This window comes from Methylobacterium sp. Leaf113, from assembly GCF_001423325.1.
Classification (GTDB): domain Bacteria; phylum Pseudomonadota; class Alphaproteobacteria; order Rhizobiales; family Beijerinckiaceae; genus Methylobacterium.
Genome location: NZ_LMNJ01000005.1, coordinates 129138 through 148419, shown reverse-complemented (window position 1 = coordinate 148419; position 19282 = coordinate 129138). Strand labels below are relative to the sequence as shown.

Annotated in this window: 15 protein-coding genes and 1 tRNA gene; 4 read left to right on the top strand and 12 right to left on the bottom strand. The window is 68.0% G+C overall.

What is annotated here, in order from left to right; genetic code table 11:
• Positions 1-76: 76 nt before the first annotated feature.
• Together ASF60_RS05655 and ASF60_RS05650 are read left to right on the top strand one after the other, a co-directional pair.
• Entirely contained in the window at positions 77-1846 is a 1770-nt protein-coding gene (locus ASF60_RS05655; protein WP_082507771.1) for an ABC transporter permease, read from the top strand.
• 20 nt (positions 1847-1866) lie between these two features.
• A tRNA-Val gene (locus ASF60_RS05650) sits at positions 1867-1941 on the top strand.
• Positions 1942-1978: 37 nt separating this feature from the next.
• Here ASF60_RS05650 and ASF60_RS05645 read toward each other — a convergent pair.
• The 3 genes from ASF60_RS05645 to ASF60_RS05635 form a co-directional block, all read right to left on the bottom strand.
• Positions 1979-2422: a DMT family transporter gene (locus ASF60_RS05645; protein ID WP_056181684.1), complete on the bottom strand. Its 444-nt coding sequence runs from the start codon at positions 2420-2422 to the stop codon at positions 1979-1981.
• 411 nt (positions 2423-2833) lie between these two features.
• Positions 2834-4036, bottom strand: coding sequence for a Na+/H+ antiporter NhaA (gene nhaA / locus ASF60_RS05640; protein WP_056181681.1), 1203 nt, complete (start codon positions 4034-4036; stop codon positions 2834-2836).
• Between the two features lie 57 nt (positions 4037-4093).
• The gene (locus ASF60_RS05635; protein WP_056181679.1) at positions 4094-4351 is read right to left on the bottom strand and encodes a hypothetical protein; all 258 of its coding nucleotides are present in this window, start codon (positions 4349-4351) and stop codon (positions 4094-4096) included.
• Positions 4352-4659: 308 nt separating this feature from the next.
• On the opposite strand from ASF60_RS05635, the gene ASF60_RS05630 reads away from it, so the two are divergent.
• Positions 4660-4890 (top strand): tautomerase family protein, encoded by a 231-nt coding sequence (locus ASF60_RS05630; protein ID WP_056181677.1) that lies wholly within the window; start codon positions 4660-4662, stop codon positions 4888-4890.
• Positions 4891-4897: 7 nt separating this feature from the next.
• On the opposite strand, the gene ASF60_RS05625 is transcribed toward ASF60_RS05630, so the two are convergent.
• From ASF60_RS05625 to ASF60_RS05600, 6 genes are all read right to left on the bottom strand, one after another.
• On the bottom strand, positions 4898-5269 hold the full coding sequence (locus ASF60_RS05625; RefSeq protein ID WP_244476968.1) for a hypothetical protein: 372 nt from the start codon (positions 5267-5269) through the stop codon (positions 4898-4900).
• A gap of 138 nt (positions 5270-5407) precedes the next feature.
• A complete protein-coding gene (locus tag ASF60_RS05620; RefSeq protein WP_056181675.1) occupies positions 5408-6691 on the bottom strand; it encodes an NAD(P)/FAD-dependent oxidoreductase in 1284 nt (427 codons plus the stop codon).
• A 45-nt stretch (positions 6692-6736) separates the two neighbouring features.
• The gene (locus tag ASF60_RS05615) at positions 6737-7114 is read right to left on the bottom strand and encodes a response regulator (RefSeq protein ID WP_056181672.1); all 378 of its coding nucleotides are present in this window, start codon (positions 7112-7114) and stop codon (positions 6737-6739) included.
• 90 nt (positions 7115-7204) lie between these two features.
• Complete coding sequence (locus ASF60_RS05610) at positions 7205-12442, bottom strand: DUF4011 domain-containing protein (protein ID WP_200940906.1); 5238 nt, start codon at positions 12440-12442, stop codon at positions 7205-7207.
• Between the two features lie 561 nt (positions 12443-13003).
• Positions 13004-13360, bottom strand: coding sequence for a hypothetical protein (locus ASF60_RS05605; RefSeq protein ID WP_056181669.1), 357 nt, complete (start codon positions 13358-13360; stop codon positions 13004-13006).
• A 186-nt stretch (positions 13361-13546) separates the two neighbouring features.
• Positions 13547-14593 (bottom strand): LLM class flavin-dependent oxidoreductase, encoded by a 1047-nt coding sequence (locus ASF60_RS05600; protein WP_056181973.1) that lies wholly within the window; start codon positions 14591-14593, stop codon positions 13547-13549.
• A 245-nt stretch (positions 14594-14838) separates the two neighbouring features.
• Here ASF60_RS05600 and ASF60_RS05595 point away from each other — a divergent pair, with 245 nt between their 5' ends.
• Positions 14839-15759, top strand: coding sequence for a LysR family transcriptional regulator (locus tag ASF60_RS05595; protein WP_056181666.1), 921 nt, complete (start codon positions 14839-14841; stop codon positions 15757-15759).
• Positions 15760-15777: 18 nt separating this feature from the next.
• Here ASF60_RS05595 and ASF60_RS05590 read toward each other — a convergent pair whose 3' ends face one another.
• The 3 genes from ASF60_RS05590 to ASF60_RS05580 all read right to left on the bottom strand — a co-directional run bounded on the left by ASF60_RS05590 (position 15778) and on the right by ASF60_RS05580 (position 19274).
• Positions 15778-16896 carry an Ig-like domain-containing protein gene (locus ASF60_RS05590; RefSeq protein WP_056181664.1) on the bottom strand — a complete coding sequence of 373 codons (1119 nt, stop codon included), beginning with the start codon at positions 16894-16896 and terminating at the stop codon, positions 15778-15780.
• A gap of 28 nt (positions 16897-16924) precedes the next feature.
• Positions 16925-17299: a calcium-binding protein gene (locus ASF60_RS24910; protein WP_056181659.1), complete on the bottom strand. Its 375-nt coding sequence runs from the start codon at positions 17297-17299 to the stop codon at positions 16925-16927.
• 874 nt (positions 17300-18173) lie between these two features.
• On the bottom strand, positions 18174-19274 hold the full coding sequence (locus ASF60_RS05580) for a DUF2336 domain-containing protein (RefSeq protein WP_162241295.1): 1101 nt from the start codon (positions 19272-19274) through the stop codon (positions 18174-18176).
• Positions 19275-19282 lie beyond the last annotated feature (8 nt).

Here is a 19282-nt window from a genome sequence, read left to right as displayed (position 1 = left end):
GTGCGAGCGGGCCGGTCCCTGCGGGAGAAGCGCCCACACGTTCGGCCGATCCATCGCAGACGCATTCGAGACCCGCATGACCGGGGCCGCCCCCGCCCTCTCGTTCACCCGCAACGCACGCGGCCTCGCCTGGGGCGCCGCCGGGCTGGCGTTGTGCGTGTTGGTGCTGAGTCCGGTCGTCGCCCTCATGGTGGCGGCCGGAGAGGGCGCCGGTGACGCGGCGGGCGGGGCCCTGTGGCCCCATCTCGTCGCCCACGTGCTGCCGCAGGCGCTGCGCGACACCGCCCTGCTGCTCGCCGGGGTCGGCGTGCTGGTGATCGCCCTCGGGGCCGGATCGGCCTGGCTGGTGGCGGCCTACGACTTCCCCGGGCGGCGCCTGCTCGAGGCCGGATTGCTGCTGCCGATGGCGGTGCCGACCTACATCGTCGCCTTCGCGTATCTCGACCTGCTGCACCCGATCGGACCGGTCCAGACCACCCTGCGCGATCTCCTGGGCTATGCCCGCCCGCGCGACCTCGTGCTGCCGGAGATCCGCTCGCTGCCCGGCTGCATCCTGCTCCTCGGCTTCGTGCTCTACCCCTACGTCTACCTGCCGACCCGGGCGCTGTTCCTGATGCAGGCCGCCAACCTCATCGAGGCGGCGCGGATGCTCGGGCGCTCGCCCTCCGGGACCTTCCTGCGCGTCGCCCTGCCGATGGCGCGCCCGGCCATCGCGCTCGGGGCGAGCCTCGCCCTGATGGAGGCCCTCAACGACATCGGGGCGGCGGAATTCCTCGGCGTCCGCACCCTCACGGTCCAGGTGTATGCCACGTGGGTCAACCGCTCGGATCTCGCCGGCGCGGCCCAGATCGCCCTGGTCATGCTGGTGGCGGTGGTGGCCCTGGTGGCGGTGGAGCGCTGGGCCCGGTCGGGCCGGGGCTTCGCCGGCACCGCTCAGCGCCCGCGCCGGCTCGCCCGGCAGCGGCTGTCGGGGCCACGCGCCTGGGCCGCCCTGGCCCTCGGGCTCGTGCCCGTGGCGATCGGCTTCGCGATTCCCGCGAGCTACCTCGTCCATGCCGCCCTCCGGCGGGTGCTGCGCAGCGGCCTGCCCGAGACGATCCTGCCCGAGATCGGCTACACCCTGCTGTATGCGGGAATCGCCACGCTCCTGGCGGCCGCCCTCGGCTTCGTGGTGGCGGCCGGCCCGCGCCTCGTGGCGCGCCGCTGGGGCGAGGCGCTGATCCGGGTGGCGAGCCTCGGCTATGCCCTGCCGGGCGCGATCCTGGCCATCGGCCTGCTCGGCCCCCTGGCGCTCGCCGACACGGCCCTCTCGGCCGGCACCACGCAGCTCTTCGGCATCGCCCCGGCGCTGATCGGCCTCGGCACCGGCGGCGCCCTGGTCACGGCCTACCTCGTACGCTTCCTCGCGGTCAGCATCGGAACCTGCGAGGCCGGGCTGGCCCGCGTGCCCCGCAGCCTGCCCGATGCCGGGCGGATGCTCGGGCGCGGCCCCGGCGCCACCCTGTGGCGGGTGCAGTTCCCCCTGGCCTGGCCGGCCGTACTCAGCGGGGCCCTCCTGGTCTTCGTCGATTGCGTCAAGGAATTGCCCGCCACCCTGCTGCTGCGCCCCCTCAACGTCGAGACCCTGGCGACCCACCTCTACGGCGAGGCGGCACGCGGCACCTACGAGGACGGCACCGTGGCGGCCCTGCTCATCGTCGCCGTCGGGCTCGTGCCGGTGGTGATCCTTCTCCGGCTCGGGACCCCGCGCCCCGAGGCCGGGCCGGAACGCGCCGGGGCCGGGGTCAAACCCGCCGAGCCCGCGACAGAACCTGCCGATCAGCGCTTGACGCCGCTGCGCCCATAGCCCTAGAAGGCCCTCGGTCCGGGTGCGTAGCTCAGCGGGAGAGCATTCGCTTCACACGCGAAGGGTCACAGGTTCGATCCCTGTCGCGCCCACCATTCCCTCCGAAGCCACCCCGACGCTTCGACGATCCCCTCAGAAGATCGAAACCAGCACCAGGCCGCCGACCATCAGCAGGCAGCCGAGGATGCGCCCCGTCCCCGCCGCGTGCTGGGCGAAGCCGAGCCACCCGTGATGGTCGAGCAAGGTCGACGTCAGGATCGCCGCCGTCACGGTGATGCCGGTGAAGACCGCCGCGCCGAGGCGCTCCGCCAGGAAGATCATCGCCAGCACGTAGACCCCGCCCATGGCGCCGCCGGCCCAGGCCCACCAGGGCACCCCCGCGACCCGTGCGGTGCCGGGCCAGGCGAGGCCGACGAACGGCACGGCCAGCAGATAGACTGCCGCATTGGCCCCCGTCACCACGAAGGCGGCGAGGATCGGCTGGCCGAGTGTCCGCGCCAGGGTGGTGTTCGCCCCCGCCTGGACCGTGTTCAGCACGCCCGCGGCGGCCGCGATGAAGGCGATGAGGAGGGGCATGGCGTGTCCGTCTCGGTCCCGGCATCCGACCGGACGCGGAGGCGTGCCGGTCTGGCGTTGCTGCCACTCGCGACAACCGCTGCGCCGGCCCGAGCTTTCAGACCTGCGACGTTCCTGCGCAGTCGGGAAGACGGTGTCCGGAACAGTGTTGCCGAGGCGGGGGCTCTTCTCGCCCCCTCGGCGGGCTGGTGTGGGGAGTGTCCGGAGCGGTCACACACCTCACCCCAGGCCTCTCCTTCCGGGAGAGGGAGCCTTGTGGGGCTTGAAGCCCATCCGCAGATGACCTCCAGCACACTCCTCTCCCGCCTGCTTACCCAGCAGGGTGACGTGCAGCACGCGGACGGCACCAGGATGGGCGCGCCCGAGAGCGCGCAGGCAGGCGGGCGCCCCCGCTCGTCCCGGCCAGCCCCCTCAGTGGCCGCGTTCGGGCGCCCCCACCTCGCGGCGGGGTGCGACCAGCAGCACCAGCGCGCCGGCCAGCATGCAGACGATCGATCCGGCCAGGACGCCGACCTTGGTCTCGGATTCGAGCTCCGGCGCGCCGGCGAAGGCCAGGAGTCCGATGAACAGGCTCATGGTGAAGCCGATGCCGCACAGGAGCGAGACCCCGTAGATCTGCAGCCACCCGGCCCCCGCCGGCCGCTGGGCGAGGCCGAGTTTCACCGCCAGGACGACGAGACCGAACACCCCGGCCTGCTTGCCGACGACGAGGCCGAGGGCCACGCCCAGGGTCACCGGATCGAGCAGCATCCCGGGCGTGAAGCCCGCGAGGGACACGCCCGCATTGGCGAAGCCGAAGATCGGCAGGATCAGGTAGGCCGACCAGGGCTGGATCGCGTGTTCGAGTCGGTGCAGCGGCGAGGTCGGGTCGTCCGGCCGGCCGGTGCTGAGGCGCAGCGGGATCGTCAGCGCCAGGAGCACGCCCGCGACCGTGGCGTGAATGCCGGATTTGAGAACGAAGACCCAGAGCACCAGCCCGAGCAGCAGGTAGGGCGACAGGCGGCTGATCCCGGCCCGGTTCAGGCCGTAGAGCAGGGCCAGCGTCACGGCCGCTCCGCCGAGCATCGGCACCGACAGGTCGGCGGTGTAGAACAGCGCGATGATGATGACGGCGCCGAGGTCGTCGATGATCGCCAGGGCGGTCAGGAAGATCTTGAGCGAGACCGGCACCCGGGACCCCAGCAGCGCCAGCACCCCGAGGGCGAAGGCGATGTCGGTGGCGGCCGGGATCGCCCAGCCTCGCATCGTCTCGGGCGAGTGCCGGTTCACCGCCAGGTAGACCAGGGCCGGCGCAGCCATGCCGCCGAGGGCGGCAAGCCCCGGCAGGATGCGGTCCGGCCAGGTCCGCAGCCGCCCGTCCAGCATCTCGCGCTTGATCTCGAGGCCGACCAGCAGGAAGAACAGCGCCATCAGGGCGTCGTTGACCCAATGCAGCACAGTCAGGCCGCCGAGCTTCGCCTGGAGCGCCGAGACGTAGGCCCCGGCCAGGGCGGAATTGGCCACCCCGAGGGCGAGGGCGGCGCTCGCCATCAGGACGAGGCCGCCACCGGCCTCGCTGGTGAGCGTCGAACGGAGGGCCGAGAACGGCCGCCGGAGCGGGGACGGGGCGTGCATGCCCTCCGGCTTACAGGGATCGGGCGGGGGTTCAACCGTCCCACCGGCAAAACCCCGTCAGCGCAGGTTGGCCGAGCGCGTCCCCGCCCGGTCGCGGGAACCCGCATCGAACACCGTGCGGCAGCCGGGGCTGAGGCTCGCCCGGTTCACACGCATGCAGGAGACGATCTGGTCGCGGTTCGGCACGGCGCTCAGGCACAGGCGCATGACGTCGCCGCGGCACAGGGCGGCCTGCTCCTCCTCGCCCGCGAAGGCGGCGCCCGAAGTCAGGGCCGGAAGCGCGAGCAGGGTCGCGAAAGCGAGTCGGCCGAACATCTGCGTTTCCCCCGGCAATCCACGATCCCGGCTTGCCTCCGGGATCGGCGCGGGCATGGCGCCCGGCCGCGGTGGGAATGCAAAGGGGCTGGGGAAGTTCCTCATCCCTCAGCAGCGGAATCCGGCGACCGACCCGGCGTCACACATCGGCGGAGGGGCCGTTACGCGTGCCGGCGAACCGCCTCGCGGACCCGCAGCGTTTCCCTCTCGCCGAGGGCCGACGCGCTTGCCCAGCCCGTGCGCTCCTGGCAATGGACCGGGGGGCCTCGCCCCGCACGCCTTGATCCCCGGGCCAAAGGATTCGACCTATGCCGCACGTGACCGTGAAGCTCTACCCCGGCAAGACGGACGAGCAGAAGACGCAGATCGCCGACGCGATCGTGGCCGCCGTAATGGCGAGCGCCGGGGTGCCCGAGGCGGCGCTCTCGGTGGCGATCGTCGACGTGCCCGAGGCGGATTGGGCGGCGACGGTCTATCACCCCGAGATCGTCGGCCAGCCGGACGTTCTGGTCCGGAAGCCGGGCTACACTCTGCCCTGAGCCCCGCTCAGCGCTTCGCGCCCTGGAAGGGGCGCAGGAGCCAGGCCAGCCGGCCGGCATCGTCGTCCTGGACCTCGGCCGGTGCGGCATCCGCCGGCCCCGCGTTTCCGGACTCCGCATCCTCCGGCTGCGCCTCGGGGGCCTTCGGCGTACTGGCATCCTGCATGATCTGGTCGAGGGGCGACGGCAGTTCCGCGCCGTACTCGTTCAGCAGAAGGGCCGCGTCGAGCAGGTAGCGGATCTGGTCGTCCGGGACCGGGCGGCCCGCGATCTGGGCGTCCAGCACCGTCGCGGCGAAGCGGGCTGCGAGCCGCGACAGCTCGGGCAGGCGGTCGGCCGGCGTCGTGGCCCCGATCGATATTGCTGGAGCGGCACTCACCCGCACTCTCCCTCGGTTTGGTTCAAAACTGGCGCGACCGCGACGAACGCTCGCGTGTATTCCACGAACTCTATCGCACGTTCCTCACCACTTCGTTGAACCGCGCCGACCTCTTCGCCGCAGTGTAAGGCCCGGCGCTCAGCGGGCCGGCGGCGCGGTGATCAGGCGCGCCCCCCGGCGATAGGTCAGGTAGCGCCACAGCCATTGCAGCGACACCCGGGTCCGCTGGGCGAAATCCACCAGCAGCACCACGTGCACGGCCGCCCAGAGCAGCCAGGCCGGGAAACCCTTGAGCCGGCGTCCGCGCCCGAAATCGAAGATGGCCGCATGCCGCCCCACGATGGCGGCGTTGCCGCGATTCCGAAAGGTGAACGGCGGCAATGGCTTACCCTGGGTCAAGGCCTCGCGCAGGGCGCGACCGAGATGGCTTCCCTGCTGCTGGGCGACCTGGGCCAGACCCGGCAGGGGCTCTCCCGCCGCATCGCGGATCAACGCCGTATCGCCCAGGGCGAACACGTCCGGACACCCGGTCACCGAAAGGTCGGGCTCGACGGGGATGCGCCCGTTCCGGTCCGGCGTCACCCCGAGCCACCCGGCCGCCGGCGAGGCGCGCACCCCGGCCCCCCAGATCACGGTGGCGGCCGGGACGACCCGCCCGGCGAGCGTCACGCCCTCCGCATCGATGTCCTGCACCGCCTGGCCCGTCATCACGCTCACCCCGAGGCGCTCCAGGGAGCCGAGCGCATAGGCCGCCAGCGCCTCCGGGAAGGCCGTCAGCAGGCGCGGGCCGGCTTCGACCAGGATCACCCGCGCGGTGGTCGGATCGATGTGGCGGAAATCGCGGGCGAGGGCGTGGTGGGCGAGTTCGGCGATGGAGCCGGCCATCTCGACGCCGGTCGGACCGCCGCCGACGACGACGATCGTCATCAGGCGCGCGCGCTCGGCCGGGTCCTGGGTTCGCTCCGCCCGTTCGAAGGCCTGCAGCACCCGCGTGCGGATGGTCCGCGCCTCCTCAAGGCTCTTCAGCGACGGGGCGTACGGCGCCCAGGCGTCATGTCCGAAATAGGTGCTCGTCGAGCCCGTGGCGATGACGAGGCGATCGTAGGCGATTCCGCTCCCATCCGCGAGCAGCAGCTGCCGGGCTCCCTGGTCGATGCCCGTGACCCGCCCCATCACCACGTTGACGTTAGCGGCTCCCGACAGGATGTGCCGGATCGGCTCGGCGATGTCGGCGGGGGAGAGCGCTGCCGTCGCCACCTGGTACAGCAACGGTACGAACAGGTGGTAGTTGTGCTGGTCGATCAGCGTGACCGCGACTTCCGACCCCGCAAGGGCCTTGGCGGTCGCGAGGCCGCCGAAGCCGGCGCCTACGATGACGACGCGAGCGGTGACTGCTCCGGATGACGATTGTTCCTGACTCATGCTGGCAGAACCGGAGCCGGGCCGGAATGTATCCCCAAGGATCGCTCAGGCTTGCGCGAGCATCGCTTCCAGCGTCGTGGCGAGGTTCGCTGGAACGTTCGGTTTCAGCAGGAAGGCCGCTCCCTCCGGCAAGAATCCGGAGGTGGGATCGGAATGGCCCGACATCAGAACCACCGCGAGATCCGGCCTCAGCGCGCGGGCACGCTGCGCCAACTCCCAGCCATCGATCGCGCCCGGCACATGCGCGTCGGTCACCAGCCCTCGGGCGTCCGGTGTCGCGTCCAGCAGGCGCAGGCCCTGGTCCGTCGTCTCCGCCCCCAGGACCGCAAGGCCCGCCCGATCGAGCATGTCGGCGATGGCCCGGCGCTGGTCAGGCTCCTCCTCGACCAGGATGACGAGGGCGCGGTGTTCATCGGGGTTCATGGCGGGTGCTCAAGGGAGGAGGTCTGGTGCGGTGACCAACCTCGTCGTGCGCGGGCTGGTTCAGCTGCACCACGACCGACCCGCGGGCCTTCAGCGGAATGAGGTTTCGCCGTCCGGGCTTTCGGGATCGGCGGGTGGATCGAACGCGCCGCCTGCCGCCGTCAACTGCAGGCGCGACTCGGCCAGACGTGATCGCAGCGCGGTGTCGAGGCGGTCGAGGGCACCCGCCCGGTCGACCCACCAATCCGTCGACCAGACGCGGACCAGCGACCAGCCGAGGCCTTCCAGGATCGTCGCCCTGACCCTATCGCGATCGCGCGCCGTGGCAGCAGCGTGGTAGGTTGCCCCGTCGCACTCGACACCCGCGAGATAGTCGCCCGGCCTGTCGGGATGCACCACGCCGAGGTCGATGCGGAAGCGCGATACCCCGATCTGCGGAACCACGACCCACCCCCGACCCGACAAGGCCGCAGCGACCGCCTCTTCGAAAGGAGATTCAGCGCCGCCGAGCGAGCCCTGGACGGCCTCGGCCAGGGCGCGAGGTCCGCGCTCGGCGAATTCGAGGAAGTGCTTCAGGTCCCTGACCGCCGGTGCGCTGGTCCGATTGAGGTCGATCATTCCTGGTTCGAAGGAGGTGAACACCACCATTTCGCGACGGGCGCGTGTGAGGGCGACGTTCAGGCGTCGCCATCCGCCATCCCGGTTGAGCGGACCGAAGTTCATGGACATCGTGCCGGCCTCGGCCTCTGTCGGCCCGTAGCCGATGCCGAGCAGGATCACGTCCCGTTCGTCGCCCTGCACGGTCTCCAAGTTCTTGACCACCACGGGTTCCGGAACGTCCTCGCCGAAGGCGTACTCGATCTCGGGACGCCGTTTCCGCTCGAGGTCGAGAAGGTTCTCGATCAGCGCCTGCTGCTCGGTGTTCAGCGTGATGACGGCCAGGGTATGGGCGTGATCCACACAATCGGGGTCGGTCAGGCGCCGGACGATCTCGGCAACGATCGCCTGGGCCTCGATCTGATTCGTCCGGCCCTTCCCCTTTGCGTAGACGCCCGAAACGCGCCGCCATTCGACCGCGCTGGCCCGGGTCTCCGCAGCCGGAAAGGTGATGAGGGCGCCGTCGTAGTAGCGGTGGTTGGAGAAGGCGATCAGGCTTTCGTGCCGGCTGCGATAGTGCCAGCTCAGCCCATGGCTCGGGACGCCGGCCGCGAGGCATTCGTCGAGAATGCTGGCCATGTCGGCCTCGACCTCGTCTGCCTCGCCGGCATTCGCGGATCGCGTGAAGAAGCTGGTCGGCGGCATCTGTCGCGGATCGCCGGCGACGACGACCTGCCGTCCGCGGGCGATCGAGCCGATCGCGTCCCAGGGGGCGATCTGCGATGCTTCATCGAAGATGACGAGGTCGAAAAGGGCCTGATCCGGCGGTAGGTACTGCGCGATCGACAAGGGACTCATGAGCATGCACGGCGCGAGGCGGGTAAAGGCCTCGCCCATTTCGGCGGCGAGTTGGCGGATGGGTTTGTGCGCGCGCTGCTTGCGCAGTTCATGCTTCAGGACGCCGTATCCACCCTTGCGCCCGACCGTGTCCTTGTCGGGGATCAACCCGCAGATGCGTGCCCGGATCATGCGGATCGCGAGCGCGTCGAGGCGTTCGTCCAGGCGGCGAAAGGCGTCGATCGCATCGCCGTGCTCGGCCGTGACCAGATCCCGCAGGTCGGGCTCGGCATCGATGCCGCGCGCCGCGAACCAGCGGGCATGGATCGTCTCGAACAGGGCGAGCGCGCCGCCCTCCGCCACGGTTCCGGCCTCCAGGGCCAGAACGACCGCCCGCAAACCCGCGTCGAGGGCAGTCTGCCGAACCCGCTGCCAGTCGCACCATGGCTTGAGCCCGGCGGGCGCCGTCGCAATGGCGGCCCCCAGGGCCGATATCCCGTCGAGGTCCCGGCTCGCCGAAGGGCCGAGGGCCAGCAGGACCGCGACATGGCCCGCTGTGTCCTCCCACGCAGCGAGGCGAAGTCCGAGGTCGGCGGCCGCCCCGGCGATCCGGCCATCCGGGCTCAGCAGATCGTTGGCTTCGATCACCAGGGTGGCGGTTACCCGCGCAAGCGCAGCGAGCGTGTCGGCATCGGCGGCGGTTGCGGAGAGTGCCGATCGCAGCGCCTCGGCGATCTCGGCCGTGCGCCGCATCGCAACGGTGTCGTGGCCGGCGTCGCACCCGGGCGGACCGGCGAGGTCCGGCGCGGCGGAGGCGACGAAGCTCTGGAAGCCTGCCATCCGGCGCAGCACCGGCAGGTCACGTGCAGGGTCGGGCCGCGCAATCGCGTGGCCTTCCCTCCGAAGTCGCGCGGTGACGCGGCGGCGCGTGAGAACGTTGAAGGGCCAAACGCTCCGCGCTGCTTCGGCCCACGCGGCATCCAGCCGGTCGAGGTCCAGGCGCCGCAGCCCGTCCGCTGAATAGGATGTCGATAGGCTCCTCTCCGCCGCTCGGAATCCGTCGATCGCATCGGCGACGGTTCGGACACGTGCGATGCGGGCGGTGGCGTCGGGCGCGAAGGCAAAGCGCAGATCCTGGCCCGATGCCGCGAGCAGTGCCGTGGCCAGCCGATGGAGCTTGGCGATCGTATCGAGGTCGGTCGCCGGATAGCGCAGGCGCGTGGCGGCCAGGATCCCATCCCGCGCCTCGTCGAGGGCGCTGCGCGCTGGCGCGATCGCCCGTGCGGCGGCCAGGGTCCGCGCCTGCCAGCCATTCGACCACGCCTGGTGCCGAATGGGCGCGAAGGCGTCGGGGATGACAGGAATGGCGCTGTGATGCAGGTCCAGCCGGTGGACGGTCCCCCGCAGGGCATCGAGGGACGCTTTGTCGTGCGCGACGTCTTCGGTCCAGCCGAGGTCCGGCAGGTCGGGCGACCAGTCCCGCACCACGCGCCCGATGGCGCCGTGCAGCGTCAAGCCGTTCCCATGCCTCTCGTGCAGCAGTCGGACAACTGCGTTGAGACGATCCCGCAGCCTTCGGACCTGAGCGGCTTCGCGGGCCCATTCCTCGGGGGACAAGGCATCCCGAGTCTCCCAGACGCGTTCAAGGCTCTTCAGGACCTCGAGCTTCGATGCCCTGTTCGAATGAAGTTCCAGGCAGAACGTGCCGAGACCTTTCTCCGTGAGCCGCCGATGGACCACGTCGAGGGCGGCGCGCTTCTCCGCCACGAACAGAATGCGCCGTCCGAGGGCGAGATTATGCGCGATCATGTTGGCGATGGTCTGTGACTTGCCCGTACCGGGCGGTCCGTCGAGGACGAAGTCGCAGCCCCGCGCGGAGGCGACGACCGCCGCGATCTGCGAGGAATCCGCCGGAAGTGGGACAAAGAGTTCCGACGGGTCGATCGCGTCGTCGAGGTGCTCTGGTCTCGGAAAGGGCGGCCCCTCGGGAAAGCGCTCACGCGCCCGCTCGATCAGATGCCGCACGACAGGGCTCGCAGCCAATTGACCACTTCGGTCCGCCAAGTCCTTCCACATCAGATATTTGGCGAAGGAGAAGGTGCTGATCACCACATCCTCGGTGACCTCGAAGCCCGGCACGTCCCGCACCGCCCGCCGCACGAGGTTCCAGATCCCAGCCACATCGACGCCGCTCGCATCCATCGGCAGGGAGCCGTCCAGTCCCGGGATCGGCAGCGCAAAATCCTGGCGCAGCATTTCCAGAAGCGTGAGATTGAAGCGCGCCTCGTCGTCATGGCGCAGCAGGGCGACTCCGGACAGAGCGCTCATCCGCTCCAGTTTCACCGGCAGGAGGATGAGGGGCGCCCGGTAGACCCGCGTGTCGGCGCCCGAGCGGCGCCACTTCAGGAAGCCGAGAGCGAGGTAGAGCGTGTTGGCTCCGCCTTCCTCCAGATCGGACCTCGCCTTCCGGTAGAGGCCGATCAGCATCGGATCGAGGTGTTTCACATCGCGATGCTTCGCGTCGCCGACGGCGACGACCTGATCGCGTTCGAGGGCGGCGCGGGCATAAGCCGCTCGCTGGTCCTCGCCGTCCGGGAGCGGACCGGAGGTCTTGCCGGGTCCGCCGTTCCCGAAGTCGGGTTCGGCGACGACGCGAATTCGTTTGCCCGCCGACAGGCGGTCCTCCAGCCTCGCCGGTTCCGGGCAGGCGAGCCGGACGGCCTTCGCACCTTCGGGCAGGTTGAGCAGCCGGTTGCGCGTTGTGAGGTCCAGCAGGCGGCGCTGCCAGAGCGCGATCCGGCCGGCCGGCGTGCTCGGCTCCGCCGTCACCTCGACGTCGAAGGCGGGAAGGGGCGGGGCTGCTTCGAAGGACGCGAGCGTTCCGACCCGCACGGCTGAATCGTCCGACGGGTTGTTCGGGGGGCTGTGTCGCGGGGTGTCGAGCGGGTGGATGCGGCGCAGGCGCGCGCGGCGGATGTCCAACGCCATGGTGAAGGTGGAGTCGGCATCCTCCGCGATCCGCCGGCGCGCTCCTGCCAGGGCGCTGCCGAAGCCGGGCGGATGAGCCTGCCCAGTCAGAGCCGTTTCGAGCAACACGAGATCCTGGAGATCGGCCCGCTTCCGAAGGGAGGCCGCCTCGTCCGTAACGAGGGCCGCAAATTCCTGTGGCTGCAGCCAGGCTCCCGCAAGGGCCTGTTCCCCGGTCAGCACCACGAGGGGGTTGAGGCCGGCTTGTTCGACCACGGCGGCGAACAGGAGCGCCAGATCCAGGTCCGTCGCCCTTCCATCCTTCAGGATGTCGGTCGGAGAACGCACTGCCTGACCCTCGGTCGCAAAGCCGGCAGGCGATCGCTCTCCGACGAGGCGCAACCCGCAGATGGCGGACCAGATCGCCGAGGTGACATCCCAGGCGCGGCTCCGCGAGCGGTCCGCATAGCCATCGAAGCCATCCGGTTTACCCGCACGCCGGAGGATTCCCGAGGTTTCCAGCAGAATGCCATCGACCGCCGAATCGGTCGGCCTCACGAAGGCGGCGAGCAACTCGCCCATCGACGCCGCCCCGCCCCATTCGGATGGCTTGAGAAGCGTAACCGGATGCTCGCTGACGGCCAGCGTTCGGTCCGCATGAGACACACGCAGCATGACCGTGCCGGTGACCGTTTCGTTCAGGTCCGCCAGGAAACCTGCGGCGAGCGAAATGTCGCGGTCAGCCAACCGGACGGACCCGCCTGGACGGATGCAATCGATCGCCCAGGAGCGCGGCTTCAGAAAGGACGGGTCGGCCGTCAGCGTCACGACGAGATCCGCGTGGACTTCGTCGTCGCCGACGATCTCCAGTTCGTTGAGAACCGGACGGGCGTTCTGGTGCGAGGCGAGACCAATCCTGCTCGACACATCTGCCCGCACCGCAACCGCCATTGCGCTTCCTCCCGGCAGCCCGAAGATTCCTGCCGATCAGGATTCCCGCAGATCATCCTGTCTGCAGGTCAACGCTCTCGGGCGTGCCATGGCTTGGTTGTACGCGAGGTCGCACGCAAGGAAAAACCACAGGTTGTGAACTGGGGCAGGGGTAAGAGCTTGGAGGCCCGATGCCTAAGCACGATCGAATTCGATCGGTTCGTTGGATGCGTCAGCGGTGGAAAGCCCGGTCGGGAGAAGCAGACCGAGGCGAGTCCGGGCCACCGTTATGCCGGGTCGGGGCGCCGTACTACGTCGCGCCGCTTCGCGGTCTGTGGCTGGGGCATCCCCCGGCCCGGTTCTTTAGCGGCCTTAATGAATTTCCCGAGAGAGATCCCCAGGGGAATCGAGAGCACGAGCCACTTCAAAAGAAACCTGACCATGTCCACTGCCCCTATGCCACATCACCTTACACGATCCGGCAAGGCGCAACGATGAAGCGATGTCACAGCCGATGAGCGGGCCCCGCCGGAGCCCGAGCCAATTGCCTCGTGAACCTTAACGGGGAAGTCCTTTGAGAACGGCGTTGTGTAGGGTCCGAAGCCAATGAAGCGCTTCCTTGGCCTTGGCCTCCGCGATTTCCGCACGCATCTCCGCCTGTACGATGGCGGATCGGCTGGCATTGCTGGCATCGACGATCGCTTCGACGTTGGCCAGTGTTACCGACCAATCAAAGTCATCATCCGCCGGTTTGCCGGTCTCTGCTCTCTGAGCGATGGTCTCGGTAAAATTGCTTGGGAGAAGGCGCTCCAGGCTTCCGTCCGTCTGTTGGAAGGATTCTTTGAAGATCTCCCGAATGCGATCGGCCTCTTCATTGACGGTGGCTTGGCTCGCAAGCTTCCTCTCGGCCTCCATCTCTGAACCTCCTCTCAAAACACAGGTGGGGATCGCGGCAAGAAAGCATCATGCGGTGAATTATTGTTTAACTCGCGCCAGGGTTTCGATCATTCGGCCAAACTCAACCGTCCGACGCATGCAGAACGGCGTCCCGCCCAATGCCGGCCGTGAGCGCCGTCCGGCACGCGCCGGGCATCCACGCCATCATGGCCGGGTGCCGGCCAAAACAGCTTTGACGGCGGGGGCGACCCGCGTGCCGAGCAGCGTGATCGAACGCTGCATTGCGTCGGTCTCCAGCATGGCCGAACTCATCTGGAAGGTGACGCGGGATAGGCCGCCCAAGGCCTCGTTCGCAGCCAGGATCTTGGCGCCGACCGTTTCGGCCGAACCGATCAGGAAGGCACCGTCCGGTCCGCACATCGCGTCGAATTGGACACGGTTGGCTCGGGCCCAGCCGCGCTCGCGCCCGATCTCGGTGAACATGTGTGCCCAACCGGGGAAGAACGCATCGCGCGCGGCCTGATCGGTGTCGCCGACGAAGCCCATGGCGTGGACTCCGACGCGGAGCGTGTCCGGCGCATGTCCAGCCCTGCGGCCCGCCTCCCGGTAGAGATCGACGAGGGGACGGAAGCGCTGGAAGCTGCCGCCGATGATCGCCACCATCAGGGGCAGGCCGAGCGTACCCGCGCGCGCGAAGGATTGCGGGGTACCTCCGACCCCGAGCCAGATCGGAATCTGGGCCTGATGGGGGCGCGGATAGACACCCTGACCGCTGAGCGGGGGACGGAAGCGTCCGCTCCAGGTCACATGGACCTCGTCGCGCAGCGTCAGGAGCAGGTCGAGCTTTTCCGCGAACAGGGCGTCGTAATCCTCCCTGGCGAACCCGAACAACGGATAGGCCTCCCCGAAGGAGCCGCGACCGACGACGATCTCCACGCGGCCTTTGGCGATGAGATCCACGGTTGCGAATTCCTGGAAGACCCGTACCGGATCGGCGGCGCTGAGCACCGTAACGGCGCTGGCGAGCCGGATACGCCGGGTTCGCGCCGCGGCCGCGGCCAGGATGACGGTGGGGGCCGAATCGAGGAACTCCGTGCGATGGTGCTCGCCGATGCCGAAGACGTCGAGGCCCACCCGGTCGGCGGTCTCCACCTCGGCCAGCAGCGCCTCCATCCGGTCCGCCGGCGAGACTGTTCGGCCCGTCTCCGGATCCGGCATGGTAGCGGCGAAGCTGTCGATCCCGATTTCCATCGTCATGCCCTCGTGGTGGTTGTCGGCGTCCTGGCCTGTTTCCCCTTCATGACAGGCGGCCATTTTCAGACCAGCCGGTCTCTTGCGATGCGATCCATCGTCAGCGACGATGGTTGCCACGCCGGTCCGTTGATGGCGACGGACGTCTTCGTCCTGAGATAACCCGTCATGTTCCCAGTGCTAGGCGACGACATCGGGCTTGTTTTGATTTTACCCATCGGGCTGCCCGATGGAGGTGTCTGACCATGCTCGACGGAGTCTCGCTGGACCAATTGCGGATCTTCCAGGCGGCGGCCGATGAGGGCAGCTTCTCCGCGGCAGCCCGTCGTGTCCGGCGGACGCAATCGGCCGTCAGCGAAACAATCGCCAACCTCGAAGCGCAACTCGGCGTCACGCTGTTCGATCGGAGGGGGCGCTATCCCCGCCTGACGACCGAGGGCGTCCTGCTTCTCGCCGATGCCCGCGCGATCGTCGCCGGGGTCGACGGCATGAAGGCGCGGGCCAAGGGGATGGCCGGCGGGCTCGAGGCGGAATTGACCGCCGTGATCGACGTGTTCTTCCCGATTCGGGTCCTGGCCGACACCGCCCGCGAGTTCCGCGTGCAGTTCCCGGCGACGCCGCTGCGTCTCTACGTGGAGGCGCTTGGGGCGGTGGTTCAACCCGTCCTCGATCAGCGGGCGAGCTTCGGCCTGGTGGGCTCGCTTCCGACCTTGCCCGCAGGCTTGACGGTCGAGCGGATCGGGACCGTCGAGTTCGTGATGGTCGCGGCGTCCGATCACCCGCTGGCGGCACATCGCGACATGATTCCCGGAGACGTCCTGGCGCAGCATATCCAACTCGTCCTCACGGATCGCTCCGAGCTCTCGGCCGGACGCGAGTTCGGTGTGATGTCACCGACGACGTGGCGCCTAGCCGATCTGTTCGCCAAGCACGCCTTTCTGGTCAGCGGGCTCGGCTGGGGCGGCATGCCGCTGCATTCGGTCCGCCAGGATATCGCCGAGGGCCGCCTCGTCGAACTGGCGATCGAAGACGTTCCGCCGGGAGGGCTGTCCCTGCCGATCTCGGCGGTTTACCGAACCGCCGCGCCGCCCGGACCGGCTGGGCGCTGGATGATTGAGCGCCTGAAACGGCGCTCGACCGATGGGGAGCCGGACGGGGACCCGTGAAGGCCCACCGGCCGGCAATCAGGCGAAGTGGCTGACCACCAAGGCACCCGCCTGCTTGCCGACTACGCTGCTGTCTTTGAGGGCGAAGCTCCAGTTTACGGCCCCGGAATTGGTATTGCGTGTATCGACCGTCAGAGCGAAGCCATTCCTGATGGTGGCCGATTGTGCTGCATCGAGAGTGTATTCTGCACCCCTCGCGCCCTTGTACACGGTGGTCTGACCCACCACCGTCGCGTCCGGACGATCGGTCAGGTCCGCGTCGCTGAAGGCGATCCGTCCGGAGGTCTGGTCGAGAGCGGCATTGCCGGTCGTGCTTGACCGCTCGCGCACCGTTTCGCTGGCCAGGCTCTGAGCCTGGGCGATCGTCGGCGCATCGTTGGCGCCCGTCACCATGATTTCGACGGCCTGCAGAGACGATGAGCCAAGGCCGCCCGCCACCTGAACGTCGTAGATGACGGTCAAGGTCTCGTCCCAGGCCAGGAAATCGAGGGTCTTGTCGACCGTGCCGTACGCGAACTGAACACGACCCGCGCCGGTGCCGGTGCTGTCGGTCACTTGCAGGCTGAATGTGCTCGCCGCCGTCAGCAACGTGACTTGATCCATGGTGGGTTGGCCGCCGGACCATGAGAAGCACGCGGGGCCGGCCGTGGTGACGTGCGTGTCAGACAGGCCGGCATCGTGGAAGCGCAAGTCGCCGCTGGCGGCCTGCGCCGCGAGACTTCCGGTGACTTTTGCGGTCTCGCTCAGGCGGTGAGGACCCGAGGCATCGGCGTCCAGCACCACCGCATCGTTGGTGCCGACGATGTCCAGGGTGACGGTCGCGGTGCTGACGCCGCCATGCCCGTCGCTGATCGAGTAGGTGAACCGATCCGTGCCGTGCTCGCCTTCGGCAAAGGCAACCTGGTTCGATGCGGCGTAGGACAGAAGATCCCTCGCTGCGTCGAAGGCAACGCTGCCCATGGTGCTCCCGGTCTCGACGCTGGTGATGTGGAGGGTGTCGCACTCGTCGATCGCCGGGTCATTGGCGAGAAGGAGCGTCGACAGCTCCGACGTCACGGCATCGGACGCGACCGAGATCCTGTCGTTGTGGGCACTCGACATGACGCGGATCGACGTTCCGTCGGCGAAGCTCAGCATCTTGATACCGGTAAGCGAACTTGTCTCGCTAAGGCCACTGATCGTGACCCGGCCCTTGCTGACGTCGATGGCGTAGTCTGCAGCCGCCCGCGACGGCGTTCGGCCCGGTGCCACCCCAAATGGCGTCATCGCCGCCGCCCGTGTCGATACGGTCGTCGCCGCCACCGCCGCTGACCATATCGGCGCCCGCGCCACCGAGAACGGCGTCGTCGCCGGCTCCGGCATCGATCCAGGTCTTCGGCAGGCCACCGTCATAGCCGCCGCCGACATCGTTGCGGCTGGAAAGCCTGACGGTGATCGTGTCCTTTCCGTTGGCGGTGACGATCTCAAACCCGATCGTCCAGTCGCGATCGTTGTTTTCGGCGCCGATAAGGACGGTGTTGTTGCCGTTGCCGAGAACCACTTCGCCGCGCTTGGACCCGTCCAGCGTGATGGCATGGTCGAGGTTGTCTGAGAGATGAACCTAGGCGTCGACCCAGTTCTGGAGCACCAGCCTCGTTCCGCTAAGCTCGGCGATCTCGATGCCGCGGCTCGAATTCCAAGCTTGATTGAGCGAGATAACCGCGGTCGCGTCGCCCTGTCAGTCCAGCGACATCATGTTTGCGCCGGATACGGTGCCGCCGGTGGTGCTGTCACTTGTGAAGCTCACATCCCCGAATTCAGAAGAAAGTATGCGGGAGCTCGCGCCCGTATCATGCGAGGCGCTCGCACTGTCCTGCAGGATGCCAGACTTCGGCTCGTAATTATAAGTATATCAGACGTAAATTCCGAGACAGAGAGCGGAATGGGGGATCATTTATAGCAGAACAGATCCAGCCCGGCTCCATGTTGCACGCGCAACCGTCAGCGGAACGACATTTATTCATTAAAACGTTCTGGATGCTGCATTTAATGAATCTTTTATGTGGGGCTTTCGGTGTGATCTATGGGCGAACTACCGATCTGACCGGCGAAATACAATCGTATCAATTGCCAGAGCAAACTCGGTTTAGCCCAGTTCCACACGTCATGGTGCTGTAACGATGTTGATGGAATCGTCGTTTTGTCGGTCGAAATTGGCGGAATGTCGTGCTGTCACTTTATCGATGCAAAACGCGCTGCTTAGATCCGGTGCAGGGACGAGTTTATATCAATGGTGTGATGGCTCGGGGGCGGCGCCTGATTCCTTATCGAGGTCCCGGGAACGCACGCTGGTCCAGGGTTCTGATCCGCTTGGGCCTGCATGGTCCGGCGCGTAGGTGCCTCTCGGTCCAATGCGGAAGTCCGCATCGAAATCGTCAAAGGCCCCCGGTCATCCCGCCCTCAATGACGCGGATCCGAGACCGCAGATGAATCGCCTTGAGGGCGCGCTGGGCGGTCCGGCGCAGGAGCTTCGCGTAGGTCTGCCGCTGGGCCGAGATTTGGCTCGGCGCCGGATCGGCACCCGGAGTCACCACTCGCACCACGTCCAGCAGGACGCGTTCGACCAGGGTCCAGGGCAGGTCTGCGGCTTTCATGATCAGAAGCGCATGATGCCGCGTGGGGCCGGTCCCTGTCACGGATCGCGCGAGGACATCGATCTCGGTCTCCGCGAGGTAGGCAATCACGGCCAGCGCTTCGGCGAGGTTCTCCCGCGTCAGGGCGTCGGCGATGTCGACGGGTGCGAGCGGACGTTGCGCTTCCAGGCTTCGGACGCGCGCTACCGCCGCGCGCAATCGGCGGTCGGAGAGCGCATCGCCCGCCGAGACCTGCGGAGCCAGGATGGCGGGCATGCGGCTGCTTTCGAGGCTGAGGCCGGAATTCTCACCGCAGAAGGGAGGCTGCCGCGTCTCGACCATCTGCCTGAACTGCGTGAGGAGCACCTTCCTGGTTTCCGGTGGGACATCCTGGCGTTTCGTCAGGGCCACGGTGATGTGGCCGTCACCTTGCGAGATCGCGACAAGGCGGAGCAATCCCCCGTGCGACAACCGAGCCGTCCGGTTGGCCGACAGCGTTCGGAGAATCGGCCAGGTTCCGCGCCAGACCACGACATCCGTGACGGGTATGCTGACGTGAGGCCGCTTGGCGATGGCGTCCAGGTGTTCCTGGCTCCGGACATGAGCAATCGCGATCAGATCCTCGTCGAGCGCCAGCACCGAACCGGATAGGAGCGGGCTGGCGACTTCGCTGTGCAGATCATAGGATAGCTCTTTCACTGTTTGTGACGGGCCACGACTGAGATGAGATAGGCTGCGGGCGAGCTTTGCACGAACACTGAGTGTCTCAATTCTAGACATTCGTAGAAGAATTTCATCGAAGACACGAACTTCATTGTCAGATAGCGGATTGTCGAACTGGTCCGCGATCTTCAGTGCAGACGAACTTGGCGCATTCGCAACAAAGCTTTCAAGAAGACGCATTAATCTTG

What these genes read in the sequence shown, in the direction of transcription:
- nhaA (WP_056181681.1), bottom strand. Translation starts at nt 4,036, where the DNA reads ATGCACGCCCCGTCCCCGCTCCGGCGGCCGTTCTCGGCCCTCCGTTCG.
- ASF60_RS05655 (WP_082507771.1), top strand. Translation starts at nt 77, where the DNA reads ATGACCGGGGCCGCCCCCGCCCTCTCGTTCACCCGCAACGCACGCGGC.
- ASF60_RS05635 (WP_056181679.1), bottom strand. Translation starts at nt 4,351, where the DNA reads ATGTTCGGCCGACTCGCTTTCGCGACCCTGCTCGCGCTTCCGGCCCTG.
- ASF60_RS05630 (WP_056181677.1), top strand. Translation starts at nt 4,660, where the DNA reads ATGCCGCACGTGACCGTGAAGCTCTACCCCGGCAAGACGGACGAGCAG.
- ASF60_RS05580 (WP_162241295.1), bottom strand. Translation starts at nt 19,274, where the DNA reads ATGCGTCTTCTTGAAAGCTTTGTTGCGAATGCGCCAAGTTCGTCTGCA.
- ASF60_RS05645 (WP_056181684.1), bottom strand. Translation starts at nt 2,422, where the DNA reads ATGCCCCTCCTCATCGCCTTCATCGCGGCCGCCGCGGGCGTGCTGAAC.
- ASF60_RS05615 (WP_056181672.1), bottom strand. Translation starts at nt 7,114, where the DNA reads ATGAACCCCGATGAACACCGCGCCCTCGTCATCCTGGTCGAGGAGGAG.
- ASF60_RS05600 (WP_056181973.1), bottom strand. Translation starts at nt 14,593, where the DNA reads ATGGAAATCGGGATCGACAGCTTCGCCGCTACCATGCCGGATCCGGAG.
- ASF60_RS05620 (WP_056181675.1), bottom strand. Translation starts at nt 6,691, where the DNA reads ATGAGTCAGGAACAATCGTCATCCGGAGCAGTCACCGCTCGCGTCGTC.
- ASF60_RS05595 (WP_056181666.1), top strand. Translation starts at nt 14,839, where the DNA reads ATGCTCGACGGAGTCTCGCTGGACCAATTGCGGATCTTCCAGGCGGCG.
- ASF60_RS05605 (WP_056181669.1), bottom strand. Translation starts at nt 13,360, where the DNA reads ATGGAGGCCGAGAGGAAGCTTGCGAGCCAAGCCACCGTCAATGAAGAG.
- ASF60_RS05590 (WP_056181664.1), bottom strand. Translation starts at nt 16,896, where the DNA reads ATGCTGAGCTTCGCCGACGGAACGTCGATCCGCGTCATGTCGAGTGCC.